The organism is Actinacidiphila alni (assembly GCF_900112845.1).
Classification (GTDB): Bacteria; Actinomycetota; Actinomycetes; order Streptomycetales; family Streptomycetaceae; genus Actinacidiphila; species Actinacidiphila alni.
On record NZ_FONG01000022.1, the window covers coordinates 43,012 to 68,973 of the forward strand.

The 25,962-nt window shown below is 70.4% G+C and carries 28 protein-coding genes; 16 read left to right on the top strand and 12 right to left on the bottom strand.

Going from position 1 to position 25,962, the window contains the following annotated elements; translation table 11 throughout:
* Positions 1-69: 69 nt before the first annotated feature.
* The 5 genes from BM076_RS28790 to BM076_RS28810 are packed head-to-tail and all read right to left on the bottom strand — an operon-like array spanning position 70 to position 4,361.
* Entirely contained in the window at positions 70-1,032 is a 963-nt protein-coding gene (locus BM076_RS28790) for a glycine betaine ABC transporter substrate-binding protein (RefSeq protein WP_093716731.1), read from the bottom strand.
* Between the two features lie 11 nt (positions 1,033-1,043).
* Positions 1,044-1,919 (bottom strand): ABC transporter permease, encoded by an 876-nt coding sequence (locus tag BM076_RS28795; RefSeq protein ID WP_093716661.1) that lies wholly within the window; start codon positions 1,917-1,919, stop codon positions 1,044-1,046.
* Positions 1,916-3,211, bottom strand: coding sequence for a betaine/proline/choline family ABC transporter ATP-binding protein (locus BM076_RS28800; protein ID WP_322936493.1), 1,296 nt, complete (start codon positions 3,209-3,211; stop codon positions 1,916-1,918). Before BM076_RS28800 ends, BM076_RS28795 begins: the two co-directional genes overlap by 4 nt.
* Positions 3,204-3,851 carry an ABC transporter permease gene (locus tag BM076_RS28805; RefSeq protein WP_093716662.1) on the bottom strand — a complete coding sequence of 216 codons (648 nt, stop codon included), beginning with the start codon at positions 3,849-3,851 and terminating at the stop codon, positions 3,204-3,206. The genes BM076_RS28800 and BM076_RS28805 overlap by 8 nt, the downstream gene beginning before the upstream one ends.
* 39 nt (positions 3,852-3,890) lie before the next feature.
* Complete coding sequence (locus BM076_RS28810) at positions 3,891-4,361, bottom strand: Lrp/AsnC family transcriptional regulator (protein WP_093716663.1); 471 nt, start codon at positions 4,359-4,361, stop codon at positions 3,891-3,893.
* A gap of 124 nt (positions 4,362-4,485) precedes the next feature.
* On the opposite strand from BM076_RS28810, the gene hppD reads away from it, so the two are divergent.
* Both hppD and BM076_RS28820 read left to right on the top strand, forming a co-directional pair.
* Positions 4,486-5,601 (top strand): 4-hydroxyphenylpyruvate dioxygenase, encoded by a 1,116-nt coding sequence (gene hppD / locus BM076_RS28815; protein WP_093716664.1) that lies wholly within the window; start codon positions 4,486-4,488, stop codon positions 5,599-5,601.
* Between the two features lie 89 nt (positions 5,602-5,690).
* Entirely contained in the window at positions 5,691-7,061 is a 1,371-nt protein-coding gene (locus BM076_RS28820; RefSeq protein WP_093716665.1) for an FAD-binding oxidoreductase, read from the top strand.
* 55 nt (positions 7,062-7,116) lie between these two features.
* Here BM076_RS28820 and BM076_RS28825 read toward each other — a convergent pair whose 3' ends face one another.
* Positions 7,117-7,596, bottom strand: coding sequence for an SsgA family sporulation/cell division regulator (locus tag BM076_RS28825; protein WP_093716666.1), 480 nt, complete (start codon positions 7,594-7,596; stop codon positions 7,117-7,119).
* A gap of 324 nt (positions 7,597-7,920) precedes the next feature.
* On the opposite strand from BM076_RS28825, the gene BM076_RS28830 reads away from it, so the two are divergent.
* The 3 genes from BM076_RS28830 (at position 7,921) to BM076_RS28840 (ending at position 10,449) form a co-directional block, all read left to right on the top strand.
* On the top strand, positions 7,921-9,114 hold the full coding sequence (locus BM076_RS28830) for an RDD family protein (RefSeq protein ID WP_093716667.1): 1,194 nt from the start codon (positions 7,921-7,923) through the stop codon (positions 9,112-9,114).
* Positions 9,115-9,186: 72 nt separating this feature from the next.
* Entirely contained in the window at positions 9,187-9,888 is a 702-nt protein-coding gene (locus BM076_RS28835; RefSeq protein ID WP_093716668.1) for an RDD family protein, read from the top strand.
* 87 nt (positions 9,889-9,975) lie between these two features.
* Positions 9,976-10,449 carry an RDD family protein gene (locus BM076_RS28840; RefSeq protein WP_245796470.1) on the top strand — a complete coding sequence of 158 codons (474 nt, stop codon included), beginning with the start codon at positions 9,976-9,978 and terminating at the stop codon, positions 10,447-10,449.
* A gap of 70 nt (positions 10,450-10,519) precedes the next feature.
* On the opposite strand, the gene BM076_RS28845 is transcribed toward BM076_RS28840, so the two are convergent.
* A complete protein-coding gene (locus BM076_RS28845; protein ID WP_093716670.1) occupies positions 10,520-10,849 on the bottom strand; it encodes an MMPL family transporter in 330 nt (109 codons plus the stop codon).
* A 292-nt stretch (positions 10,850-11,141) separates the two neighbouring features.
* Here BM076_RS28845 and BM076_RS28850 point away from each other — a divergent pair, with 292 nt between their 5' ends.
* Entirely contained in the window at positions 11,142-13,553 is a 2,412-nt protein-coding gene (locus tag BM076_RS28850; RefSeq protein ID WP_245796472.1) for an immune inhibitor A domain-containing protein, read from the top strand.
* Positions 13,554-13,694: 141 nt separating this feature from the next.
* Positions 13,695-14,009, top strand: a complete 315-nt coding sequence (locus BM076_RS28855; RefSeq protein WP_093716672.1) for a hypothetical protein — start codon at positions 13,695-13,697, stop codon at positions 14,007-14,009.
* 45 nt (positions 14,010-14,054) lie between these two features.
* On the opposite strand, the gene BM076_RS28860 is transcribed toward BM076_RS28855, so the two are convergent.
* Together BM076_RS28860 and BM076_RS28865 are read right to left on the bottom strand one after the other, a co-directional pair.
* On the bottom strand, positions 14,055-14,645 hold the full coding sequence (locus BM076_RS28860) for a nicotinamidase (protein WP_093716673.1): 591 nt from the start codon (positions 14,643-14,645) through the stop codon (positions 14,055-14,057).
* Between the two features lie 108 nt (positions 14,646-14,753).
* A complete protein-coding gene (locus BM076_RS28865; protein WP_093716674.1) occupies positions 14,754-16,082 on the bottom strand; it encodes a nicotinate phosphoribosyltransferase in 1,329 nt (442 codons plus the stop codon).
* 143 nt (positions 16,083-16,225) lie between these two features.
* Here BM076_RS28865 and clpS point away from each other — a divergent pair, with 143 nt between their 5' ends.
* The 6 genes from clpS (at position 16,226) to BM076_RS28895 (ending at position 20,553) form a co-directional block, all read left to right on the top strand.
* Positions 16,226-16,537 (top strand): ATP-dependent Clp protease adapter ClpS, encoded by a 312-nt coding sequence (gene clpS / locus BM076_RS28870; protein ID WP_177246664.1) that lies wholly within the window; start codon positions 16,226-16,228, stop codon positions 16,535-16,537.
* Positions 16,537-17,103, top strand: a complete 567-nt coding sequence (locus tag BM076_RS28875) for a DUF2017 domain-containing protein (protein WP_093716676.1) — start codon at positions 16,537-16,539, stop codon at positions 17,101-17,103. Before clpS ends, BM076_RS28875 begins: the two co-directional genes overlap by 1 nt.
* Before the next feature lie 95 nt (positions 17,104-17,198).
* A complete protein-coding gene (locus tag BM076_RS28880) occupies positions 17,199-18,710 on the top strand; it encodes an amino acid permease (RefSeq protein WP_093716677.1) in 1,512 nt (503 codons plus the stop codon).
* A 40-nt stretch (positions 18,711-18,750) separates the two neighbouring features.
* A complete protein-coding gene (locus BM076_RS28885; protein ID WP_093716678.1) occupies positions 18,751-19,161 on the top strand; it encodes a Mov34/MPN/PAD-1 family protein in 411 nt (136 codons plus the stop codon).
* 163 nt (positions 19,162-19,324) lie between these two features.
* The gene (locus BM076_RS28890) at positions 19,325-19,603 is read left to right on the top strand and encodes a MoaD/ThiS family protein (protein WP_093716679.1); all 279 of its coding nucleotides are present in this window, start codon (positions 19,325-19,327) and stop codon (positions 19,601-19,603) included.
* Positions 19,603-20,553, top strand: a complete 951-nt coding sequence (locus tag BM076_RS28895) for a PLP-dependent cysteine synthase family protein (RefSeq protein ID WP_093716680.1) — start codon at positions 19,603-19,605, stop codon at positions 20,551-20,553. The genes BM076_RS28890 and BM076_RS28895 overlap by 1 nt, the downstream gene beginning before the upstream one ends.
* A 41-nt stretch (positions 20,554-20,594) precedes the next feature.
* On the opposite strand, the gene BM076_RS36830 is transcribed toward BM076_RS28895, so the two are convergent.
* Positions 20,595-20,744: a hypothetical protein gene (locus BM076_RS36830; protein ID WP_177246665.1), complete on the bottom strand. Its 150-nt coding sequence runs from the start codon at positions 20,742-20,744 to the stop codon at positions 20,595-20,597.
* Between the two features lie 226 nt (positions 20,745-20,970).
* Here BM076_RS36830 and BM076_RS28900 point away from each other — a divergent pair, with 226 nt between their 5' ends.
* Positions 20,971-21,723 carry an MBL fold metallo-hydrolase gene (locus tag BM076_RS28900; RefSeq protein WP_093716681.1) on the top strand — a complete coding sequence of 251 codons (753 nt, stop codon included), beginning with the start codon at positions 20,971-20,973 and terminating at the stop codon, positions 21,721-21,723.
* 104 nt (positions 21,724-21,827) lie between these two features.
* Here the strand turns inward: BM076_RS28900 and BM076_RS28905 are convergent, their stop codons facing one another.
* A complete protein-coding gene (locus tag BM076_RS28905; protein WP_093716682.1) occupies positions 21,828-23,087 on the bottom strand; it encodes a PTS transporter subunit EIIC in 1,260 nt (419 codons plus the stop codon).
* A gap of 189 nt (positions 23,088-23,276) precedes the next feature.
* Positions 23,277-24,575 carry a PTS transporter subunit EIIC gene (locus BM076_RS28910; protein ID WP_093716683.1) on the bottom strand — a complete coding sequence of 433 codons (1,299 nt, stop codon included), beginning with the start codon at positions 24,573-24,575 and terminating at the stop codon, positions 23,277-23,279.
* 217 nt (positions 24,576-24,792) lie between these two features.
* On the opposite strand from BM076_RS28910, the gene BM076_RS28915 reads away from it, so the two are divergent.
* Both BM076_RS28915 and rph read left to right on the top strand, forming a co-directional pair.
* Entirely contained in the window at positions 24,793-25,026 is a 234-nt protein-coding gene (locus BM076_RS28915) for a glucose PTS transporter subunit EIIB (RefSeq protein WP_093716684.1), read from the top strand.
* Between the two features lie 114 nt (positions 25,027-25,140).
* The gene (rph, locus tag BM076_RS28920; protein WP_093716685.1) at positions 25,141-25,872 is read left to right on the top strand and encodes a ribonuclease PH; all 732 of its coding nucleotides are present in this window, start codon (positions 25,141-25,143) and stop codon (positions 25,870-25,872) included.
* Positions 25,873-25,962: the final 90 nt, after the last annotated feature.

Consider the following 25,962-nt stretch of genomic DNA (forward strand, 5'->3'; position numbering starts at 1 on the left):
ATAAGGGCGTGCAAAGCTTCTTTGCAATGCTCTTTTGCAAAGAAGCTTTGCACCCAGTGGGCCCCCGGCTCACCCCTCCTTGATGAACCCCTCCTTGATCAGCCAGTCCTTCGCCACGTCGTGCGGGTCCTGGCCGTCCACGTCCACCTTGGCGTTCAGCTCCTGGGCGACCGCCGTCGTCAGCTTGGCGCTGATCGGGTTCAGCAGGCCCGCGATGGCCGGGTACTTCTTGATCGCCTTGGAGTAGACCGACGGCGCCGCGTTGTAGTTGGGGAAGAACCCCTTGTCGTCCTCCATCACGGTCAGATTCATCGACTTGATCCGGCCGTCGGTCGTGTACACCTCGCCCAGCAGGCACGAACCGCTCTTGTTCACCTGGGTGTAGACGATCCCGGCGTCCATCTTCTGGATCCGCGAGCTGGGGATGTCCATGCCGTACGCCTTGGTCATGCCGGGCAGCCCGTCCTGCCGCGAGGCGAACTCGTTCTCCACGCACAGCGTCACGGCCTTGGGGTCCTTCTTCGCCAGCGCCGCCACGTCCGAGAGCGTCTTCAAGTGGTATTTCGCGTTGTTCCGTTGGCTGATCGCCAGCGAGTACGTGTTGTCGAGCGTGGACGGTGGCAGCCAGGTCAGGCCGTGCTTGAGGTCCTCGTCGTGGACCGCCTGCCACTGCTCCTGCGGGTCCTTGATCGGCTCGGTGTGCCCGAGGTACGTGATCCACGCGGTGCCGGTGTACTCGTACATCGCGTCCGCCTGGCCGGACTTGACCGCTTCGCGGGCGCCGATGGAACCGGTGATGTTGGTGCGGTCCAGCACGCTCGCGCCCGCCGCCTTGAAGGCCAGGCCGATCATCTCGCCCAGGATGATGTTCTCGCTGAAGTTCTTGGACGTGATCACCAGATGGGCGCCCTTGAGGGGTTCGCCCCGCCCGATCGAGCCCGGCTTCACGTTGTCCACCAGCGGGCTGCCGCTGGTCAGCCCGCAGGACGCCAGCAGCGCCGCGCCCGTCAGCGCCGCCAGCCCCGTACGCAGTCCGCGCCGCCTCACGCCGACACTTCCAGACCGCGCGGCCGCATCAACTGCTCGGCGATCGAGGCCAGCCAGTCCACCAGCAGCGCCAGCACCACCGTCAGGACCGAGCCGAGGATCAGTACGGGCATCCGCTGGTTGACGATGCCGGAGGTGATCAGGTCGCCGAGGCCGCCGCCACCGCCGAAGGTGGCGAGCGTCGCGGTGCCGACGTTGAGCACCAGCGCGGTCCGTACGCCGGCCAGGATCAGCGGTACGGCCAGCGGCAGTTCGATCTTGGCGAGCACGCCGGGCGCCGACATGCCGATCCCGCGCGCGGCCTCCACCAGCGTCGGGTCGATCGCCTTGAGCCCCGCGACGGTGTTGGACAGCACCGGCAGCACCGCGTACGCCACGATGCCGATGATCGCGGTGCGGGCGCCGATGCCCAGCCAGATCACCAGCAGCGCCAGCAGGCCGATCGCCGGGGTGGCCTGGCCGATGTTGGCGAGCGCGGTGACCACGGGAGCGACCTTGCGCAGCCGCCGCCGGGTCAGCGCGATACCGACCGGAATGGCGATCACCAGCACCCAGAAGGTGGAGATCGCGGTCAGCTTGACGTGCTGCCACAGCCGCAGTTGGACATTGCCGTTGTCGAGCGAATTGTGCTCGATGGAGTCCAGATGGATGTTGGTGATCCACAAGTAGGTGGCCAGCAGCACCGCCGCCAGCACCACGGGCGTGAACACCAGCTTCTGCCAGGTGACCTTGCGCTTCGGCCGGGCGGGGGAGACCACCGGCTCGTACGCGGGCTCGTCGCGCTCGCCGTCGCCGTCGTCGCGGAAGGCGAGCCCGCGCACATCGTGCTCGCCGTCCGGGCGGGTGCTCCGCCCCGGCCTGTCCGGGCTCATGAGCGGGGCTCCGCCCGGGTCGCGCCCTCCTGCTCGGCGCGGGTGTGCTCCTGGTCCTGCCCGGCCTGCTGCTCGGCCAGTTCGTGCTGGTGCTCCATCGCGGTCAGCCGGTCGGCCTCCAGCATCTCCTGCACCGAATTCATCAGCGTCTCCATGTCGACCACGCCCACGAACTCGCCGCGCCGCCCGGTCACCGCGACCCGCCCGCCGCTGTCGGTCAGCACCGCCTCCAGCGCGTCCCGCAGCGTCGCGTCCCGGGTCACCGTGTCGTGCACGATCGTGCCCGCCCGCGCCAACGACCCCTTGGCGCGCATCAGATCACCGCGCCGCAGCCATTTGTACGGGCGCTGCCGCCGGTCCAGCAGCAGCAGTTCGTTGTGCTGGCTGGTGCGCAGCCGGTCGAAGATCGACTGCAACGGCTCGTCCACGCCCACCGCCGGGAATTCGGCGATGCCGACATCGCGCACCCGGGTGAGATTGAGCCGCTTGAGCGCCGCGCCCGCGCCGACGAAACCGGACACGAACTCGTCGGCGGGATTGGTGAGGATGGCCTCCGGGGTGTCGAACTGCGCGATGTGCGAGTGCTCGCGCAGCACCGCGATCCGGTCACCGAGCTTGATCGCCTCGTCGAAGTCGTGCGTGACGAAGACGATCGTCTTGTGCAACTCGTGCTGGAGCCGGATCAGTTCGTCCTGGAGGTGGTCGCGGGTGATCGGGTCGACCGCGCCGAACGGCTCGTCCATCAGCAGCACCGGCGGGTCGGCCGCCAACGCCCGTGCCACGCCGACGCGTTGCTGCTGCCCGCCGGAGAGCTGGCGCGGGTAGCGGCCGTGGAATTCGCGCGGGTCCAGGCCCACCAGGTCGAGCATCTCCTCGACCCGGTCCTTGACCCGGGACTTGCTCCAGCCGACCATCTTCGGCACCAGCGCGATGTTCTCCGCGACCGTCATGTGCGGGAAGAGGCCGGACGACTGGATCGCGTAGCCGACCTTGCGGCGCAGCTTCACCGGGTCGATCGCGGTGACGTCCTCGTCGTTGATCCTGATCCGCCCGGACGACGGCTCGATCAGCCGGTTGATCATCTTCAGCGTGGTGGACTTGCCGCAGCCCGAGGGCCCCACGAAGATCACCGTCTCGCCGGCCTTGATCTCCATGCTGACGCTGTCCACCGCGGGTTCCGGGGTGCCCGGATAGCGCTTGGTCAGGCTCTCCAGCTCGATGGTGGCACCGGCCACCGAGCTGTGCTCCGCCGACTGCTGCACCGGCTGCTGCGCCGGCTGGTCTTCAGGCACGGATCCCCCTCGGGATGGTCAGACGGCCGATGCCCACGTACACGGCGTCGAAGAGCAGGGCGAGCACGATGATGCCGAGCGTGCCGGAGAGCACCTCGTTGAGCGCGTTGGCGCTGCCCAGCGACGCGATGCCGCGGAAGATCTCATTGCCGAGCCCGGGGCCCGAGGCGTACGCGGCGACCGCCGCGATGCCCATCAGCATCTGGGTCGCGACCCGGATACCGGTCAGGATCGGCGGCCAGGCCAGCGGCAGTTCCACCCGCAGCAGCCGGGCCGCCCGCGACATGCCGATGCCCTTGGCCGCGTCGACCAGCGCCGGGTCCACCCCGCGCAGCCCGACGATCGCGTTGCGGACGATCGGCAGCAGCCCGTACAGGGTCAGCGCCGTCACCGTCGGCGGCACGCCCAGGCCCAGGACCGGGATCAGCAGACCGATCAGGGCCAGCGACGGGATGGTGAGGATGGTCGCGGTCGAGGTGACCGCGAGATTGCCCGCCCAGTCGCTGCGGTAGGTGAGGACACCGATCAGCACCCCGATCACCGTGGCCAGCACCATGCACTGGAAGACGGCGCTGGCGTGCTGGAAGGCGTCGGTGAGCAGCTGCTGGTGCCGGTTGGAGAGGTACTGCCAGAAACTCACCGCCGGCTCACCTCTCTACGGGTCTACGGGTCTACGGGTCTATGTGTCGCGTGCCGCCTGCTCCACCAGCGGGATGATCCGCAGCGGGACCGGGTTCTCCATGACGATCGCCGTGGCGGCCCGGACAATCCCATCAAAGCCGACAACCCGGTCGATCACCCGCTGGAGATCGGCGTTGGAACGCGCGACCAGCCGGCAGAGCATGTCGCCCTGACCAGTCGTGGTGTGCAGTTCCAGCACCTCCGGCACGGTCGTCAAATGCGCCCGTACGTCGGCGCCTTGGCCCTGCTTGATCTCCAGCGTCGCGAACGCCGTGACCGGATAGCCGAGGGCCGCGGGATCCACCTGCGGGCCGAAGCCGCGGATCACCCCATTGGCCCTCAGCCGGTCGAGCCGCGCCTGCACCGTGCCGCGCGCCACCCCCAGCCGCCGCGACGCCTCCAGGACGCCGATCCGCGGCTCCCGGTCCAGCAGCGTGATCAGCCGCCCGTCCAGCGCGTCGATCCCCATGCCCCACCGCCTCCCATGGTCATGCTGCACAGATTGACCCGTCGATCGTCGCTCCCGCTGTACAGGCTGTCCACTGAAATCGGGAACTATTGCGCACCCTGACGAGCGGCGGGACGCTTTTGCCATGACTGAGACCAAGGATGCTTTCCCGGTAAAGGGCATGGACGCCGTCGTCTTCGCCGTGGGCAACGCGAAGCAGGCCGCGCACTACTACTCCACCGCCTTCGGCATGCGCCGCGTCGCCTACGCGGGCCCCGAGAACGGCAGCCGCGAGACCGCCTCGTACGTCCTGGAGTCGGGCGGCGCGCGCTTCGTCCTCACCTCCGTCATCAAGCCCGCCACCGACCACGGCCGCTTCCTCGCCGAGCACGTCGCCGAACATGGTGACGGCGTCGTCGACCTCGCCATCGAGGTGCCGGACGCGCGCGCCGCGTACGAGTACGCCGTCGCGCACGGCGCCACCGGCCTCACCGAGCCGTACGAGCTGAAGGACGAGCACGGCACGGTCGTGCTCGCCGCGATCGCCACCTACGGGCAGACCCGGCACACCCTGGTCGACCGCAGCGGCTACGACGGCCCCTACCTGCCGGGCTACGTGGCCACCGAGCCGATCGTCGAGCCGCCGGCGGCCCGCTTCTTCCAGGCGATCGACCACTGCGTCGGCAACGTCGAACTCGGGAAGATGAACGAGTGGGTGGCGTTCTACAACAACGTCATGGGCTTCACCAACATGAAGGAATTCGTCGGCGACGACATCGCCACCGAATACTCCGCCCTGATGTCCAAGGTCGTCGCCGACGGCACCCTCAAGGTCAAATTCCCGCTCAACGAGCCGGCCGTGGCGAAGAAGAAGTCGCAGATCGACGAGTACCTGGAGTTCTACGGGGGGCCCGGGGTCCAGCACATCGCGCTGGCCACCAACGACATCGTCGCCTCCGTGCGCGCGATGCGCGCCGCCGGCGTCGAATTCCTCGACACCCCCGACTCGTACTACGACACGCTCGGCGAGTGGGCGGGGGAGACCCGCGTCCCCGTCGACACCCTGCGCGAACTCAAGCTCCTGGTCGACCGCGACGAGGACGGCTACCTCCTGCAGATCTTCACCAAGCCGGTCCAGGACCGGCCGACCGTCTTCTTCGAGATGATCGAGCGCCACGGCTCGATGGGCTTCGGCAAGGGCAACTTCAAGGCGCTCTTCGAGGCGATCGAGCGCGAGCAGGAACGCCGCGGCAACCTCTAGCCCGGGTCAGGGGCGCGGGGGACGGTTCCCCGCGCCCCTGAACAGGTAGCCCCTTCCGCAAGGGGCGGCCGAGCTGCGAGGCTGATCACATGCATGACGAACTGATCACCGCACTGCGCGGCGGCCTGCCGGAAGGGGCCGTGCTGACGGACCCGGACGTCATGGCGGCGTACTCCCATGACATGGCCAGCTTCTCGGAGGCGGGGGCGCCGGCGGCGGTGGTGCTGGCGACCTGTCGGGAGGACGTCCAGCACGTCATGCGGGTCGCGACAGCGCTGAAGGTGCCGGTCGTGCCGCAAGGGGCACGTACGGGTCTTTCGGGCGGGGCCAACGCCAGTGAGAACTGCATCGTGCTGTCGCTGGTGAAGATGGACCGGATCCTGGAGATCGACCCGGTCGACCGCATCGCGGTCGTGGAGCCCGGCGTGATCAACGCGGTGCTGTCACGCGCGGTCGCCGAGCACGGCCTGGCGTACCCGCCGGACCCGTCGAGCTGGGAGCAGTGCACGATCGGCGGCAACATCGGTACGGGCGCGGGCGGCCTGTGCTGCGTGAAGTACGGGGTGACGGCCGAGTACGTGCTCGGCCTGGAGGTGGTGCTGGCCGACGGACGGCTGCTGAGCACCGGGCGGCGCACCGCCAAGGGCGTCGCGGGCTACGACCTCACCCGCCTGTTCGTGGGCTCCGAGGGCACCCTCGGCGTCGTCGTCAAGGCGGTCCTCGCGCTGAAGCCCGCGCCGGCGCCGCAGCTCGCGATGGTCGCGGAATTCCCGTCCGCCGCCGCGGCCGGCGACGCGGTCTGCGCGATCATGGAGAGCGGCCATGTGCCGTCGCTGCTGGAGCTGATGGACGGCACGACGATCCGCGCGGTCAACGCGATGGCGAAGATGGGCCTGCCCGAGACCACCGAGGCGATGCTGCTGGCGGCCTTCGACACCGCGGACCCGGCCGCCGACCTCGCCGCGGTCGGCGCGCTGTGCACGGCCGCGGGCGCCACCGACGTGGTCCCCGCCGAGGACGCCGCCGAGTCGGAGCTGCTGCTCCAGGCCCGCCGGCTGTCGCTGACCGCGCTGGAGACACTGACCAGCGCCACGATGATCGACGACGTGTGCGTACCGCGCGGCAAACTCGGCGAGATGCTCGACGGCGTCGCCAAGATCGCGGACCGGTTCGACCTGACGATCGGGGTGTGCGCGCACGCGGGCGACGGCAACACCCACCCCGTGGTCTGCTTCGACGCGCACGACCCCGACGAGTCCCGGCGGGCCCGCGAGTCCTTCGACGAGATCATGGCGCTCGGCCTCGCGCTCGGCGGCACCATCACCGGCGAGCACGGCGTCGGCCTGCTCAAGAAGGACTGGCTGGCCCGCGAACTGGGACCCACCGGGGTGGAGTTGCAGCGCGGGGTGAAGGCCGTCTTCGATCCGCTCGGACTGCTGAATCCGGGCAAGCTGTTCTGATTCCCGCGGCCGCCGCGACGGCCGGTTAACCGGATCCCGCGCCGGAGGCGGGCCCTCACGCGCCCGCGTCCGGCGTCTCGTCCTTCCCCGACCAGGGGTCGCTCAGCCACAGGTCGTCCCCGGTGGTCGGGGCGAGCAGCCGGCTCAGCCCGTCGTCCATGCCGAGCTGTTCGTGCTCGGTGCCGGGGGCCACCACCCGCAGCGTCCGCTCCAGCCAGGACGCCACCGGCGACGACGGCGCCTCCAGCAGCGCGTTGCCGTCGGGCGAACTGAGCGCCATGCAGATCACACTGCGGCCGTTGACCTTGGTCGGCCAGATCCGTACGTCACCGTGCCCGCACGGCCGGAAGACGCCCTCGACGATCAGCTCGCGCGCGAACGTCCAGTTCACGGGCGCGTCGGAACCCACGTGGAAAGTGATGTGCACGGCAAAGGGATCATCCGTGCGATAGGCCAGCCTCGCGGGTACGGGGATGCTCCGCTCCGGCGACAGCACCAGCTGCATTTCCAGTTCGCGTTCCACCACGGTGTGCATCGACTCGACATCCTTTCCTCGGCGCGGCAGCCCCTTTGTCCGTGTTCACCACGGGTTTCGCGGTGACACGGGGGACGCGCAGCGGGTGCTGCGCGGGGCCCGCACCAGGAGAGAGCGCGTACCACCCCAACCATTACGCGGGTTCGCGGGATTAGGTTCAAAATTCCTGAAGCACGGGCACGAGGGGGCGCGTGCGGGTAAAGACAAGTACGCCCTCCGGTGCGGCCCGCGGCCCGCGACAGCGGTCACGCCGGGCCCGCGCGTCTGGTACATCTGGACGTCACAAACCCCCACCAGACCGAGCAGATACGGAATTCACGGACCATGAGCGCACCCGCCGCCGGCTCCTCCGGTTCTTCCTCCGCGTCGCCGGTGCCGGGCTACTACCCCGACCCCTCGGTCCCGAACTACATCCGCTACTGGAACGGCTCCGCCTGGGTGCCGGGGACGAGCAGGCCCGCGCCGGCGGACGGCGGGACACCGGCCGGGCCGGCCGTACCGTCCACGCCGTCCGCACCGCCATCGCCGTCCGTACCGTCCGCTCCGGCCGCACCCTCCGCTCCTTCTGTTCCGGCGGGCCGCTCGGCCGACGAGTCCGGGGTGATGTATCTGGACGAGGACCCGGGCGCGCCGCTCGCGGACTTCGGTACGGGGACGGCCGCCGCGGTGGCGCCGCCGCCGTCCGCACCCGCTCCCACGCCCGTACCGCCGCCCGCCGCTCCCGCTCCCGAGCCCGCTCCCGGGCCGTCGCCGGTGTGGCCCCGGGCGGCCGGGCAGCCGGCCGCGTCGGAACCGCAGCGGATCTCCTGGGGCACGGCGGCACCCGCCCAGCAACAGGCTGCCGCGCCCTCCGTACCGGCCCAGCCGCAGCCGCAGCCCCAAGCGCGGCCCCAGCCTCAGCCGCAGGCGCCGGCCGCGCCTTGGGCGCAGCAGGTGCACCATCTGGCCCGGCAGTCGGAGGAGGAGCGGCAGGAGAGCCCGGCGCCGTGGCGGCCGCCGGTCGGCGACCCCTTCCTGAGCACGATCACCCGGCAGGACCGGCCGGCCGCGCTGGTACGGCGGTTCGCCGCCCGCGTGCTGGACACGGCGCTGTTCTGCGCGGTGACCGCCGCCGCGGCCGTACCGCTGGGCACGGCCGCGTACCAGCACATCCAGGACAAGGTCGACGACGCCGAGCAGACCGGCGAGACCGTCAAGGTCTGGCTGATCGACGGCACGACCGGCGTGGAGATCGGCGCTGTGCTGCTGGTCGCGGTGCTCGCCGGCCTGCTGCTCGAAGTGCTGCCGACCGCGAAGTGGGGGCGCACGCTCGGCAAGAAGCTGGTGGGGCTGCGGGTGCTGGACGTCGAGGCGCAGCTGCCGCCCGGCTTCGGCGCGAGCCTGCGCCGCTGGCTGACCCACACGGTGCTGGACGCGCTGGTGGTCGGCGCGGTGGGTCTGGCCTGGTGCCTGTTCGACCGCCCCTGGCGGCAGTGCTGGCACGACAAGGCGGCCGGTACGTTCGTCGCGGGCGACTGACGCCGTACTCCCGGGTACTCCGAACGGAGCGCGCAACAGGCGGGCCGTCACCGTCCGGGTTTGACTCGCCGTATGAGTACCGATCAGCCAGCGCCCGGTTCCCCCGAGGACCCCTACGCCAAGCCGCCCGGCGACCAGGGCGGCGGCCCGTACGGCGCCCCGCCGCCGAGCGGCCCGTACGGCAACGATCCGTACGCCGACAATCCCTACGGCGGCGGGCAGTCCGGCCAGGGCGGTCCGGGCAATCCCTACGGCGGCGGCCAGGGCGGTCCCGGCGGACCGTACGACAACGGTCCCGGCGGGCCCGGGAATCCGTACGGGGAGCCCCCGCGGGACCCGCTGGCCGGGATGCCGCCGCTGGCCGACAGCGGCAAGCGCGTCCTCGCCCGGATCATCGATGTGATCATCGTGCTCATCCCGGCCGGCCTGCTGGACTGGGCGTCCGGCGGCACCGACAACTTCAGCAGCGGCAAGTCGGCGCTCGGCGGCGCCTTCTTCGCGGTCATCGGCTTCCTCTACGAGTGGTTCATGACGCAGAACAGCGGCCAGACCGTCGGCAAGAAGCTGATGAAGATCCGTACCGCGATGCTCGACAACGGCAGCGCGCCCGGCTCCTCGGCCGCCGCCCTGCGCGCCCTCGTGCTGTGGCTGCCCGCCTTCTGCTGCAGCTGCATCTGGTTCGTGATCCTCGGCATCACGGTGCTCTTCGACAAGCCGTACCGGCAGGGCCTCCAGGACAAGGCCGCCAAGACCGTGGTGGTCTCGACCACCTGACCGGCCGTCCGACCGGTCGCCCGACGCTCCGAAAGGGCCGCGCACCCGCCCTGTACCGCCACCCGGATGGCTGATTGACTCATGGTCATGAGTACAGACCAGCCGTCCGGGATGGCGCCGCTCGCGACCCTCAACCAGCGTTTCCTCGCCCGCCTGGTCGACACCGTCGTGCTGATCGTGATCGATGTGCTGGTGAGCGTCGTGGTGTACGGCGACGACCTGTCGAGTCCCACGGACGCCGGCGGCGGCAAGCAGGCCGTGGCGACGGTGGTCACCTTCGTCGTCTACTTCCTCTACGAGGGCTTCATGACGGCCGCCCGCGGCCAGACGCTCGGCAAGAGGATGCTGAAGATCCGCGCGGCCCGGCTGGTGGACGGCGAGGTCCCCGGCGGCGACGGCTGGACACGGGCCGCGGTCTACGCGCTGCCCGGCGCCTTCGGTGTGGTCCTGGTCGGCCCGCTGTTCTGGCTGCTGAATTCGCTGTGGTGCCTGTGGGACAGGCCGTACCGGCAGTGCCTGCACGACAAGGCGGCCAAGACCGTGGTCGTGGCCGCCGTCTGACGCCGTGTGGTGCAGGTGCAGGTGCAGGTGCAGGTGCTGGCGTTGTGCGACGCCGTGTGACACCGCCTTCTCAGCGGCGCAGCGTCGCTTCCCTGGCCTCGCGGACACCGCGTCCGCCCGCCGCCCGCGGCAGCGGACGCCGTGCGGCCGGCCGGGGGGCGAGGTGTTCGGGAACGGGGGCCGGGGCAGGGGAACGGTCGGACGCCTGGGCGGACTTGACCCGGGCGACGGCGGGCAGGGTGACGGTCACCGCGACGAGCAGGCCCAGGATCAGTCCCGCCGCGCAGCAGACCGCGACGCCCGTGCCGGAGCGTGCGTCCGACAGCAGGAGCATCGCGAAGGTGGACAGGACGACGGTCAGCGAACCGTAGGCGAGTTGCGCGGTCGTAGGACGTGGCATTGGGGGATCCGTCCTCGGTAGCGGGCTGGCTCTACGCTTCGGCATGCCCTGACCGTACATGGGGTAAGCGTGACCTAACCCACGGTGCGGTGCACGAGGGGGCGCACGGGGTCGCAAGCGTGTCAGGCATCTCAACCAGCGGACAGCCGGGCGGGGTTGGGGCAACGCTGTGAGTCCGCTGAGCGGTACCGGGAAACCGGTAAACGTACTGGCGTGCCATGCTCAAGTCAAGATCTGTTTTTTCTCCCGTCACTCCGATGCAATGGCCTTTCCCAAGGGGAGGTCAAGAATCTTGAAAACGCAGCGGAGGATCACCCAACCCGCCGCCCTGGCCCTGGCGATAGCCGTGCTGGGGGTGCCCGCGGTCACCGCAACCGCGGCACATGCGGCGCCGGCCGACAGTGCGCATCCCGCGCCGGCCGTCAGCCACGACCCGGCGGACAACCAGGCGCACGACCTGCCGGGCCCGTTCACCGAGCAGCAGACCGCGGAGCGCTCGGCCGCGCTCCAGCAGGTCGTCTCGGGCGACGCGACCGTGCAGCAGCGCGGCGGCTCCAAGGTCGTCCAACTCGGCCACGGCAAGGGCAAGAAGAGCAAGTACGTCGAACTGGGCCGGGAGAAGACCGACAAGATCTTCACCATCCTCGCCGAGTTCGGCGACCAGGTGGACAACACCACCACCTACGACCCGGACGGCCCCGACGGCCCGCAGCCCCCGGTCACCAAGTACGGCGGCGACCCGGGCCCGGCGCACAACACGATCGCCGCTCCGGACCGCAAGAACGACAACAGCACCGCCTGGCAGGCCGATTACAACCAGGCACACTTCAAGGACCTGTACTTCTCGCACGACGCCGGCAAGGAGTCGCTGGCGAAGTACTACGAGAAGCAGTCCTCGGGCCGCTACTCGGTCGACGGCGAGGTCTCCGCCTGGGTCAAGGTGCCCTGGAACGAGGCCCGTTACGGCTCCAACTACTGCGGTGCCTCCACCTGCTCCAGCGCCTGGGACCTGATCCGCGACGCCACCACCGCGTACGTCGCCGATCAGAAGGCCCAGGGCCGTACCGACGCGCAGATCAAGGCCGACCTGTCCCAGTACGACCAGTGGGACCGCTACGACTACGACGGCGACGGCAACTTCAACGAGCCCGACGGTTACATCGACCACTTCCAGATCGTGCACGCGGGCGAGGACGAGTCCGCGGGCGGCGGCGCCCAGGCCGAGGACGCCCTGTGGGCGCACCGCTGGTACGCCTACGGCACCGACGCGGGCAAGACCGGCCCGGCCGACAACAAGGCCGGCGGCACGCAGATCGGTGACACCGGCATCTGGGTCGGCGACTACACCCTCCAGCCGGAGAACGGCGGCCTCGGCGTCTTCGCGCACGAGTACGGCCACGACCTCGGCCTGCCCGACGAGTACGACACCACGTACGTCGGCGAGTCCAACGTCGCCTTCTGGTCGCTGATGTCGTCCGGTTCCTGGATGGGCACCGGCAAGGACGCGATCGGCGACCTCCCCGACGACATGAGCGCCTGGGACAAGCTGCAGCTCGGCTGGCTCAACTACGGCACCGCCAAGGCCGCCAAGCGCTCGACGACCAAGCTGGGCGTCGCCGAGTACAACACCAAGGACAAGCAGGCGCTCGTCGTCACGCTGCCCGACAAGGCGGTCACCACCACCATCACCACGCCCGCCGAGGGCGACAAGCAGTGGTGGAGCGGCATGGGCGACAACCTGTCCAACACCCTGACCCGCTCGGTCGACCTGACCGGCAAGACCTCGGCGTCCCTGTCCCTCAAGGGCTGGTGGGACATCGAGGAGGGCTACGACTACCTCTACACCGAGGTGTCCGCCGACAACGGCGCCAGCTGGACCGCGCTGGACGGCACCGCCAACGGCAAGTCGATCCCGCGCGACGGCGGCGACGCCCCCGCGCTGACCGGCACCAGCGGCGCGTACGAGGACCTGTCCTTCCCGCTGGACGCGTACGCGGGCAAGCAGATCCAGCTGCGCTTCCGGTACCTGACCGACGGCGGTGTGGCCCAGCAGGGCTTCGCGGCCGACGCGATCACCGTCACCGCGGACGGCTCGGCCGTGCTCACCGACGGCGCCGAGACCGACGACAACGGCTGGACCGCCAAGGGCTTCTCCCGGATCGGGGCGTCCTTCACCAAGGACTACCCGCAGTACTACATCGCGGAGAACCGGCAGTACGTCTCGTACGACAAGACGCTCAAGACCGGCCCGTACAACTTCGGCTGGACCAGCAGCCGGCCCGACTGGGTCGAGCACTACCCGTACCAGAACGGCCTGCTGATCTGGCTGTGGGACACCTCGCAGCCCGACAACAACGTGGGCATCCACCCCGGCTCGGGCCAGATCCTGCCGATCGACGCCCACGCCAAGGCCGAGAAGTGGTCCGACGGCAGCCTGCTGCGCAACCGCATCCAGGCGTACGACTCGCCGTTCAGCTGGTGGCCGACCGACGGCTTCACGCTGCATAACAACGGTGTCGCCACCAAGGTCAAGGCCAAGCTCGGCACGCCGGTCTTCGACGACCACTACGGCTCGTACTGGGACGCGGCCAACCCGACCGGCAGCGTGAAGGTGCCGGACACCAACACCCGGATCACGATCCTGAGCGAGGCGCTGGACGGCAGCACCATGACCGTCGCGGTCGGCCCGGCCAAGCTCTGGTGATCACCACCCCGTGATCATTTTGGCCACGGAGATTGCCCGAAACCGGTCGCACCCCGTGTGACCTGGTGTTTCATCGGGATTCATCCCGCGTTCGGCCGTCGCCCCCTGGTGGGCGGCGGCCGAACCGCTGATGATGTGACCATGGCGGTCGGTGGCTTCACCAAGCTTCCGGGCGGCTCGGTCGTCGTGGCGCTCGGGCTGCCCCATCCGGGCTGCCCCGACCGCACGGTCCGGGTCGTGGTGCACGCCCTGAACCGGCAGCGCGCCCTCACCCGGCTCAGCAACCTCGGCTTCCGCGGCGCGCGGCTGACCGGCAACGCGGAGCCGCCCACGCCCGACGAGGTCACCGCCGTACTGCACCATCCGGACGGCCTGGTCTGGCGCGAGTACGACAGCGCGGAGCTGTGGCACCCGATCTCGACGCTGAACCGCACGGTCCGCCAGGACCGGTCCTAGCCGGTTGCGACGGGCTTGTCCCGGCCGGCCGTGACGGGCATGTCCTCAGCCGGTCACCACGGGCTTGCCGGACAGCTCCACGCCCGCCTCGCGCAGCTCCACCAGCGCCCGGTCGGTGGTCGCGGGCGCCACGCCCGCCGTCAGCGTCAGCAGCACCCGGGTGGTGAAGCCGTCCCGTACGGCGTCCAGCGCCGTCGCCCGCACACAGTGGTCGGTGGCGATGCCCACCACGTCGACCTCCGTCACCTGGCGCTCGCGCAGCCAGCCGGTGAGCGTCGCGCCGTTCTCGTCCAGGCCCTCGAAGCCGCTGTACGCCGCCGCGTACGCGCCCTTGTCGAACACCGCGTCCACGGCGCCCGAGGCGATCGCGGGCGCGAAATTCGGGTGGAACCCGGCGCCCTCGGTGCCCGCCACGCAGTGCACCGGCCACGACGTCACGAAGTCCGGGCGGTCCGAGAAGTGCGTGCCCGGGTCGATGTGGTGGTCCCGGGTCGCCACCACGTGCCGGTAGTTCCCCGCCGACTCCCCGATCAGATCCGTGATCGCGGCGGCCACGTCGGCCCCTCCGGTCACCGCGAGGCTGCCGCCCTCGCAGAAGTCGTTCTGCACGTCGACGACGATCAATGCGCGGTGCATTTCCCTTGTGCCTTTCGGGCGGATGTCGGGGCGGGGCCGCGGGTCGCGCGGCGGCCCCGCCAAGTCAAGCCCTGAGCGTAGGGCCCTGCGGCCCGCTCGCGCAGTGACTCAGGCCGTTTCCGTGGCGAGCACGGGCTCGCCCCGGGAGAGCTGGGTGGCGGACAGCGGGAGCCCCGCGCGGGCGGCGATGTGGCGGCTGCGGGCCGCCTCCAGGGGCTCGCGGCCGATGACCTCGCCGTGCCGGACGAGGGGGACCAGGAGCTGGTGGTCGGCGAGGTCGGCCGGCACCGGGCCGGTACCGACGACCTCGGCGGCGGCGACGCCGTCCTCGTCGAGCCGGCGGGCCGCCCACTTGCGCCCGCCGACACTGGTCTTGCCGCCCATCGACTTCTTGGCGACGGGCAGCAGCGGCGCGTCCCGGTCATCGGAGGTCGCGCGGGCGACCAGCTTGTAGACCATGGAGCACGTCGGGTGACCGCTGCCGGTGACCAGCGAGGTGCCGACCCCGTAGGAGTCCACGGGCGCGGCGGCCAGCGACGCGATCGCGTACTCGTCCAGGTCGGAGGTCACCACGATCTTCGTGTCCTTCGCCCCGAGGTCGTCCAGCTGCTGCCGCACCCGGTGCGCGAGCAGCAGCAGGTCGCCGGAGTCGATCCGTACCGCGCCCAGCTCGGGCCCGGCGATCTCCACGGCGGTGCGTACGGCGGCGGTCAGGTCGTAGGTGTCCACCAGCAGGGTGGTGCCGCGGCCGAGCGCGTCCACCTGCGCGGTGAACGCGTCCCGCTCGGTGTCGTGCAGCAGCGTGAAGGCGTGCGCGCTGGTACCGATCGTCGGGATGCCGTAGCGGAAACCGGCGGCGAGGTTGGAGGAGGAGCGGAAGCCGCCGACGTACGCGGCCCGCGAGGCGGCCACCGCGGCCAGCTCGTGGGTGCGGCGGGCGCCCATCTCCATCAGCGGCCGGCCGCCGGCCGCCACCGCCATCCGGGAGGCCGCCGCCGCGATCGCCGAGTCGTGGTTGAGGATCGACAGGATCACCGTCTCCAGCAGCACCGCCTCGGCGAAGCTGCCCTCGACCCGCAGGATCGGCGAGCCGGGGAAGTACACCTCGCCCTCGGGGTAGCCCCAGATGTCGCCGGTGAAGCGGTAGTCCGCCAGCCAGTCGAGGGTGGCGGCGTCCACCACGTCCTCGCGTTCGAGGAATTCCAGCACGGGCGCGTCGAAGCGGAAGTTCGCCACCGCGTCGAGGACCCGGCCGGTGCCGGCGACCACCCCGTAGCGGCGGCCCTCGGGCAGCCTGCGGGTGAACGCCTCGAAGACCGAGCGGCGCTCGGCGGCGCCGCTGCGCAGGGCGGCCCGCAGCATCGTCAGCTCGTAGCGGTCGGTGAACAGGGCGGTGGACGGCACGTCCACCGGCAGTCCCAGGTCTGCTGTGCTCATGGCGAGGATGCTACCCCCAATACTCGTCAGATTGACGATTTCTCGGCGCGAGTGTGCCGCGCCCCACACCGACGGGGTGTTCCGGGCCCGCCCGGGCCGCCGCACGCACGCCCATTTGTGCGAGGCACCGCAGGCGCGGCAGCATGGAACCTGTGAGTGTCGCGCCAGCAGAAGTCGAACGTCCCGATGTCAGCGAAGCGCCCTTCGAGGCTCCCGCGCCGGACGTGCCGTGGGTGACTCTCGTGCACAACGACCCCGTCAATCTCATGAGCTACGTGACGTACGTCTTCCAGACCTACTTCGGGTACTCGAAGAGCAAGGCCAAGAAGCTGATGGAAGACGTCCACTACAAGGGCCGTGCCGTGGTCTCCAGCGGCACCCGCGAAGAGATGGAACGCGACGTCCAGGCCATGCACGGCTACGGCCTGTGGGCGACGCTCACCCAGGACCACTGATGGGCTCCCACGGCCGCTGGGCCGCCTTCACCCGGGTGCGCGGCGGCGGCGCCGCGATCGCGCTGGACGACATCGAGATCTCGATCCTGCGCAGCCTCACCACGCAACTGCTGGAACTGGTCGGCCCCGGCAGCCTGCCCGACGGCGCCGACGACGATCCGCTGGCCGCGCTGCTGGCCGACGGGCCGACCGAGCCGCCCAAGGACCCGGCGCTGGCCCGGCTCTTCCCCAGCGCCTACGAGCAGGACGCGGACGCCGCCGAATTCCGCCGCTTCACCGAGAACGACCTGCGGGCCCGCAAGCGCGAGGACGCGCTCGCCGTGCTGCGCACCCTGGACGGCGGCGGCCCGCGGATCGAGCTGACCGGCGACCAGGCCCGGCAGTGGCTCGGCACCCTCAACGACCTCCGGCTGACGCTCGGTTCGCGTCTGGAGGTCACCGAGGAGGAGGGCAACGGTCTGGACCGGCTGGACGACGAGGACCCGCGCAAGCCGCTGATGATCGCCTACCAGTGGTTCGGCCTGCTCCAGGAGACCCTGCTCGACGTGCTCACCGCCGGCCGCTGACCCCGCCCGGCCCTTCCGGCGCCGTACTGACCCCGCGTCAGCCGCCCGGACCCGCCCCGCGGGCGGCTCCGTACCGCGCGTGGTACGAATCCGACATGGGTGACGTGGCGGACAGGACGGGCGGTTCCGCCGGTACGACCGGTGCCGCCGATTCGACCGGTGCTGCCGGTTCCGCGGGTACCGACGAGGGGTACGCGCGGGGCCTGGGCAGCCGGCAGATCCAGATGATCGCCATCGGCGGCGCGATCGGCACCGGCCTCTTCCTCGGCGCGGGCCGCGCCATCCACCAGGCGGGCCCGAGCCTGATCCTGATGTACGCCGTCGCCGGCGTCGCGATCTTCGTCATCATGCGGGCGCTCGGCGAACTCCTCACCTACCGCCCGGTGTCGGGCTCCTTCGCCGACTACGCGCGCGAATTCCTCGGCCCCTTCGCGGGGTTCGTCACCGGCTGGACGTACTGGCTGATGTGGGTGGTCACCGGCATGGCGGAAGTCACCGCCGCCGCCACCTATGTGGCGTACTGGTGGCGGTGGATCCCGCAGTGGACGGCCGCGCTCGCCTTCCTGCTGCTGCTCTTCGCGGCCAATCTGATCTCCGTACGGCTCTTCGGCGAGGTCGAGTTCTGGCTGTCGATGGTCAAGGTCACCGCGATCGCGGGCATGATTCTGATCGGCGTCGGCGTGCTCACCCTCGGGGTGTCGGCGGCCGGCGACACCGCCTCGGTCGGTCATCTGTGGCGCGACGGCGGGGTGTTCCCCAAGGGCGTCGGCTCCACGCTGCTCACGTTGCAGATCGTGATGTTCGCGTATCTCGCGGTCGAACTCGTCGGCGTCACCGCCGGGGAGGCGGAGAACCCGCGCGAGACCCTGCCCAAGGCCATCAACACCCTGCCGTGGCGGATCGGCCTGTTCTACGTGGGCGCCCTCGCCGTCATCCTCTGCGTCGTGCCGTGGACCGAATTCCGGCCCGGCGTCAGCCCGTTCGTGGCCGCCTTCGCCCGGATCGGCATCCCCTTCGGCGCCGGTATCGTCAACTTCGTGGTGCTCACCGCGGCCCTGTCGTCCTGCAACTCCGGGATGTACTCCACCGGCCGGATGCTCCGCGACCTGGCCGTCAACGGCCAGGGCCCCAGGGTCTTCGCCCGGCTCACCGCCCGCCGCACCCCGGCGGCCGGCACCCTCGCCTCCGTCGCCCTGATGAGCGTCGGCGTCTGGCTCAACTACGCCGACCCCGAAGGGGCGTTCACCTACATCACCGCCTTCGCCACCGTCGCCGCCGTCTGGACCTGGGCGGTGATCCTCGCCTCGCACATCCGCTACCGGGCCGCGGTCCGCGCCGGGCGGGCCGCCCCTGCCTGGTTCACCGCGCCCGGCGGCGCCGTCGCCAGCGCGCTCGCGCTCGCCTTCCTCGCCCTGGTGCTGGTGCTGATCGGCGCCGACGCGGACGCGCGGATCTCGCTGTACGGGGTGCCCTTGTGGCTGGCGCTGCTGGCCGGCGGCTACGCGCTGCTCAAGCGGCGCGATCCGGCGGCCTTCGCCCGCCGGGCCCATCTGCCGCCGGAGGCACGGCAGCCCGGGCCGCTGCCGGTGACGGACGCCACCGCCTAGCGGCGGCCTGCGCTCCCGGCCGCCCTGTTATTTTTCCCGCATGCTCACCATCACCCAGGACCTGTACGACCGGATCGTGGCGCACGCGAAGGCGGACGCCCCCGACGAGGCGTGCGGGGTCATCGCGGGCCCCGAGGGCAGCGACCGGCCGGAGCGCTTCGTCCCCATGCTGAACGCGGCGCGTTCGCCCACCTTCTACGAGTTCGACTCGATGGAGCAGTTCCGGCTCGACAAGGAGATGCGCGAGCGCGACGAGGAGCAGGTGGTGATCTACCACTCGCACACCGCGACCGAGGCGTACCCCTCCCGTACCGACATCTCGCTGGCCCAGGAGCCGGGCGCGCACTACGTGCTGGTGTCGCTCGCGGAGGAGTTCCAGTTCCGCTCGTTCCGCATCGTGGACGGCGTGGTGACCGAAGAACCCGTACAGGTGGTGGCCTCGTACGCCTGACGTCCCGGATCGTGGGACGGCCGTCTCGGTCCGCAAGGGGGAATCGATACGATGACCCCGTGGTTGTCTCCACGTGAGCGCCCGAGCACCGGCGCCCGCACCCGCAGCAGCACCGCAGCACCACCCCCTGTCGTCGTACGCCCGCAATCACTGGAGCGCAGCCATGGCCATCGAGGTCCGCATCCCGACCATCCTCCGCACCTACACCGACGGCCAGAAGGCCGTCGAGGGCGCGGGCGCCACCCTGGACGAGCTGTTCGCGGACCTGGACACCCGGCACGCGGGGCTGCGCGACCGCGTCGTGGACGGCGGCGAGCTGCGCCGCTTCGTGAACGTGTACCTCAACGACGAGGACGTCCGCTTCCTGGACGGCATCGCCACCAAGGTCGCCGACGGCGACAGCGTCACGATCCTTCCCGCCGTGGCCGGGGGCAGCCGCTGATGCGGTACGACAGTCCGCTGGCGGCGGTCGGCAACACCCCGCTGGTCCGCCTGCCGCGCCTGTCGCCGTCCGACGAGGTGAGCGTCTGGGCCAAGCTGGAGGACCGCAATCCGACCGGTTCGGTCAAGGACCGCCCGGCCCTGCACATGATCGAGCAGGCCGAGGCGGACGGCCGGCTCACCCCGGGCTGCACCATCCTGGAGCCCACCTCGGGCAACACCGGCATCTCGCTGGCCATGGCCGCCCGGCTCAAGGGTTACCGGATCGTCTGCGTCATGCCGGAGAACACCTCCGCCGAGCGGCGCGAACTGCTCGCGATGTGGGGCGCGCAGATCATCTCATCGCCGGCCGCGGGCGGCTCCAACACCGCGGTGCGGGTCGCCAAGGAGCTGTCGGCCGAGCACCCGGACTGGGTGATGCTCTACCAGTACGGCAACACCGCCAACCCGGGCGCGCACTACGCCACCACGGGCCCCGAGATCCTCGCCGACCTGCCGACCATCACGCACTTCGTCGCGGGCCTTGGCACCACCGGCACCCTGATGGGCGTCGGCCGCTTCCTGCGCGAGAAGGTCCCGGGCGTGTCGATCGTGGCCGCCGAGCCGCGCTACGACGACGTCGTCTACGGGCTGCGCAATCTCGACGAGGGCTTCGTGCCCGAGCTGTACGACGAGACCGTGCTCACCACCCGCTTCTCGGTCGGTTCCGAGGACGCGGTCCGCCGCACCCGTGAACTCCTCGCCGAGGAGGGCATCTTCGCCGGGGTCTCCACCGGCGCGGCGCTGCACGCGGCGCTCGGCGTCGCCGCCAAGGCGCACCGGGCCGGGCAGCGCGCCGATGTGGTCTTCGTCGTCGCGGACGGCGGCTGGAAGTACCTGTCGACCGGCATCTACACCGCCGAGTCCACCGAGGCGGCCGTCGCCGCCCTGCACGGCCAGCTCTGGGCCTGACACCCGTTCGTCCGTACGCACCGGTGCCCCTGGACGTGACGTCAGGGGCGCTTTCCGCCGCGCGGTCCGCGGCGCCCCGTCGTCCGTGGCTTCCGTGCCTTCCGTCCGGACCGGGCGCGCCCGTCGATCAGCGCCGCGACCAGACCGAGCGCGGCCACGCCCAGCACCGCCAGCCACATCCCCGTACTCACGGCCGCTCCTTTCGAATGCCCGGCCGATACCCGCGTCCCGTACGACCCTACCGGGGCCCGGAACCCCGCCCGTACTGGTGATTCCGCCCACAACGGGGTGCGGGAGAGGCGCGTGAGGGACCCGTGCGCCTTACCCTCTCAAGACATGGCGGACCGCTCCCGCCAATCCCCCCAGTCCAGCCGGAATGGGGTGATCTGTGGCGCGCCCACGGAGGTGTTTCCCGGAATGAAGCTCACCGTCGTCGGCTGCTCGGGGTCGTTCCCGTCCGCGGAATCGGCCTGCTCGAGCTACCTCGTCGAGGCCGACGGCTTCCGGCTGCTGATCGACATGGGCAACGGTGCCCTTGGCGAGCTGCAGCGTCACTGCGGCCTGTACGACCTGGACGCCGTACTGCTGAGCCATCTGCACGCCGACCACTGCATCGACATGTGCGGGTACTTCGTGGCCCGCTACTACCGGCACGACGGCGGCCCGGCCGCCGCGATCCCGGTCTACGGCCCCGAGGGCACCGAGCGGCGCCTGAGCATCGCCTACGGCGACGTGCCGGACGAGAAGTGCATGAGCGAGGTCTTCGACTTCCGCACCCTGGTGCCCGGCGGCTTCCGGCTCGGCCCGTTCGCGATCACCACCGATCTGGTCAGCCACCCCGTCGAGGCGTACGGCTTCCGGGTCGAGTACGAGGGCAGCACCCTGGCGTACTCGGGCGACACCGGCCCCTGCGACGCGCTGGACACGCTCGCGGACGGCGCGGACCTCTTCCTGTGCGAGGCGTCCTTCACCGACGGCAAGGAGGACATCCCGGAGCTGCACCTCAACGGCCGGGAGGCCGGCGAGGTCGCCGCCCGGGCCGGCGCGGGCCGCCTGGTGCTCACCCACATCCCGCCGTGGACCAACCCCTCGGTCAATCTGCGCGACGCGAGGACCGCCTACGACGGCCCCGTCGAACTGGCCACCGCGGGCGCGGTCTACGAGCTGTAGCCGGTACGCGCACGGAGCTGTAGCGGTCACACGCACGGCGGGCCCGGAACCGTGTACGGTTCCGGGCCCGCCGTCGTGCGCGGTGGAGTCTCAGCGCGAGGACGTCACTTGGTGATGTCCTCGACCTCTTCCTCGGGCTCGCGGCCCGGCGTCATGATGTTGAACTTCACGATCGCGAACCGGAAGACGACGTAGTAGACCGCTCCGAAGACCAGGCCGATCGGGATGATCAGATACGGCTTGGTGGCCAGGTTCCAGTTCAGCGCGTAGTCGATGAAGCCCGCGGAGAAGGTGAAGCCCGCGTGCACGCCCAGCGCCCAGGTGATGGCCATCGACGCGGCGGTCAGCACGGCGTGGATCGCGTACAGCAGCGGCGCGATGAACATGAACGAGAACTCGATCGGCTCGGTGACACCGGTCACGAACGAGGTCAGGGCGAGCGAGAGCATCATGCCCATGACGGCCTTGCGGCGCTCGGGGCGGGCGGTGTGGGCCATGGCCAGCGCGGCGGCCGGCAGACCGAACATCATGATGGGGAAGAAGCCCGCCATGAACTGGCCCGCGGTCGGGTCGTGGGCGAAGAACCGGGTCAGGTCGCCGTGCACGATCGTGCCGGAGGCGTCCTTGTAGTCGCCGATCTGGAACCAGGCGACGGAGTTGACGAACTGGTGCATGCCGACCGGGATCAGACCGCGGTTGATCAGACCGAACAGGCCCGCGCCGACCGCGCCGAGGCCGGTCATCCACTCGCCGAAGTTGCTGATGCCCTCGCCGATCGGCTTCCAGACCAGGCCGAAGAAGACACCCATGCCGGTGCCGACGAAGGCCATGATGATCGGCACCAGGCGGCGGCCGTTGAAGAAGCCGAGCCAGTCGACCAGCTTGGTGCGGTGGAACCTCTGCCACAGCACGGCGGCCAGCAGACCCATCAGGATGCCGCCGAGGACACCGGGGTTGTTGTACGTGGCCGCGACGTCCACGCCCTTGTTGGCGGTGGTGTTGACGACCGCGTCGGTGACCGGGAAGGCCTGCAGCACCCGGCTGTAGACCAGGAAGCCGACCAGCGCGGCGAGCGCGGTGGAGCCGTCGGACTTCTTGGCGAAGCCGATGGCCACGCCTATGCAGAACAGCAGCGGCAGATTGTCGAAGACCGCGCCGCCGGCCTCGGCGAAGACGGTCGCGACCTTGCCCCACTTGAGGCCGTCGGCGCCGAAGACGTCCGGCTGGCCGAGCCGGAGCAGGATGCCGGCGGCCGGCAGAACGGCGATGGGCAGCTGAAGGCTGCGCCCGACCTTCTGCAGGCCCTGGAACAGGCCGGAGCCCCGCTTCTTCGCGGGAGCCGCCGTGGCGGTGGCCGTACTCATCAGATTCCTCCTGGTGAGGCGGGCGCATGAAGGGGGACGGCCCGCCGCCGTGGTCTATACCACTCAGTGGTGTAGACCTGTTGTAACACGTGAGGGACGCGTAAAGGAATCCGTGATTCCGTGTGCGCTGAGTCACACGACAAAGGCCCCCAAGTCCGTGGACTTGGGGGCCTTTACGACGCCGAATCGTTACTTGACGTTACCTTGCTCCAGCTCCTGCTCGATCTCCTCGGGCTCGCGGCCCGGGGTCGCGAGGTTGAACTTCACGATCACGAATCTGAAGAGCGCGTAGTAGACCACCGCGAAACAGGCGCCGACGATCAGGATCAGCCAGGGTTTGGTGGCCAGGTTCCAGTTCAGGCAGTAGTCGATCAGACCGGCCGAGAAGCTGAAGCCGTCCTTGGCGCCGAGCCCCCAGCACACCGCCATCGAGACACCCGTCAGCACCGCGTGGATCGCGTACAGCAGCGGCGCGATGAACAGGAAGGAGTACTCGATCGGCTCGGTGATGCCGGTGACGAAGGACGTCAGGCCGACCGAGAGCATCATGCCGCTGATCTCCTTGCGGCGGTGCGGCTTGGCGGTGTGCGCGATGGCCAGCGCCGCGGCCGGCAGCGCGAACATCATGATCGGGAAGAAACCGGTCTGGAACTGGCCCGCCGTCGGGTCGCCCGCCAGGAAGCGCGGGATGTCGCCGTGCACCACCGTGCCGTCCGGCTTGGTGAAGTCGCCGAACTGGAACCAGACGAAGGTGTTCAGGAACTGGTGCAGGCCGATGGTGAGCAGCGCGCGGTTGGCGACACCGAAGATGCCCGAGCCCGTCGAGCCGAGGTCCACCAGCTTCTTGGAGAAGCTGGTCAGGCCGTCGCCGATCGGCGGCCACGCCCAGGCGCACAGCACCGCGAAGACGATCGCGACACCGGACATCATGATCGGCACAAGACGGCGGCCGTTGAAGAAGCCCAGCCAGTCCACCAGCTTGGTGCGGTGGAAGCGCTGCCAGAAGTACGCGGTCAGCAGGCCGAGCACGATGCCGCCGAAGACCCCGGGATTCTGGTACGTGGCCGCCACCGCGGTGCCGTCCTTGGCGATGCAGGCGCCCGCCTGGAGCACGGTGTCGGGGCCGCAGTCCTTGGGGAACTGGTGCAGCACGCCGTTGTAGACCAGGAAGCCGGCCACCGCGGCCAGCGCCGTGGAGCCGTCGGACTTCTTGGCCATGCCGATCGCGACACCGACGCAGAACAGCAGCGGCAGACCGATCGAGCCGTCCAGCAGGGCGCCGCCCGCGCCGACGAAGACCTTGGCCACCCGGTCCCAGCCCAGACCGTCGGAGCCGAAGACGTCCGGCTGGCCGAGCCGGTTGAGGATGCCGGCCGCGGGCAGCACCGCGATCGGCAGCTGGAGGCTGCGGCCCATCTTCTGCAGCCCCTGGAACAGATTGCTCAGCCACGTTCTGCGGGGCGCCGCTGACGCGGTGTCCGAACTCATCGGTGGTCCTCCCTGACGGCTGCCGGCGGGCGGTCGCGTACAGTGGTTTAGACCACTTGCCGCGCCCGCGGCGCCCGGCCCGGGCCTCCCGGTCCGGTGGGGCGCTTCTGAGCGCCATGGTGGTGCACCCGGGGATCAACCGCCCGTGAAGTTGGGCCAACCGTGCGTTACCGTGACATATCGGACTCACGGTGGGTCAGGGAAACAGGAGACAGAGATGGCCAGCAAGGCTGAGAAGATCGTCGCCGGTCTCGGCGGACTCGACAACATCGAAGAGGTCGAGGGCTGCATCACCCGGCTGCGTACCGAGGTCAAGAACCCCGCCCTCGTCGACGAGGCCGCCCTGAAGGCCGCGGGCGCGCACGGCGTCGTCAAGATGGGCACCGCGATCCAGGTCGTCATCGGCACCGACGCCGACCCGATCGCCGCCGACATCGAAGACATGATGTGACAGCTCCTTCCCGCTGAGCGAGGCCGGACGAGGGGGGCGACGGAACGATCCGCCGCCCCCCTCGCCCCTGCCACCGGTCATCGGGCCCGGCCTCACCCGGATAGGCTCAACGCCATGTCACGATTCGACGGCCGCACCCCTGAACAACTCCGCCCCGTCACCATCGAACGGGCCTGGAGCAAGCACGCCGAGGGCTCCGTCCTCGTCTCCTTCGGCGACACCCGGGTGCTGTGCACCGCAAGCGCCACCCAGGGCGTACCGCGCTGGCGCAAGGGCAGCGGCGAAGGCTGGGTCACCGCCGAGTACTCCATGCTGCCGCGCGCCACCAACACCCGCGGCGACCGCGAATCCGTCCGCGGCAAGATCGGCGGCAGAACGCACGAGATCTCCCGGCTCATCGGCCGCTCGCTGCGCGCCGTCATCGACTACAAGGCACTCGGCGAGAACACCGTCGTCCTCGACTGCGACGTCCTCCAGGCCGACGGCGGCACCCGCACCGCCGCCATCACCGGCGCCTACGTCGCCCTCGCCGACGCCGTCAACTGGATGCAGCGCAACCACTTCATCCGCGCCAAGGCCCAGCCCCTCACCGGCACCGTCGCCGCCGTCAGCGTCGGCATCGTCGGCGGCGTCCCCCTCCTCGACCTCGCCTACGAGGAGGACGTCAAGGCCGAGACCGACATGAACGTCGTCTGCACCGGCGACGGCCGCTTCGTCGAGGTCCAGGGCACCGCCGAGGGCCAGCCCTTCGACCGCGCCGAACTCGACGCCCTGCTCGCCCTCGCCGTCGCCGGCTGCGCCGACCTCACCGCCGCGCAGCGGGCCGCGCTCGAAGCGACTCTCTGACGGTCTGTCCCTGGGGCGCCGAACCCCGGAGCAACCCTCCCGGCGGCTGCCGCGTGTTCACAGATACGCGCGCCGCACCCGCCGGGAGGA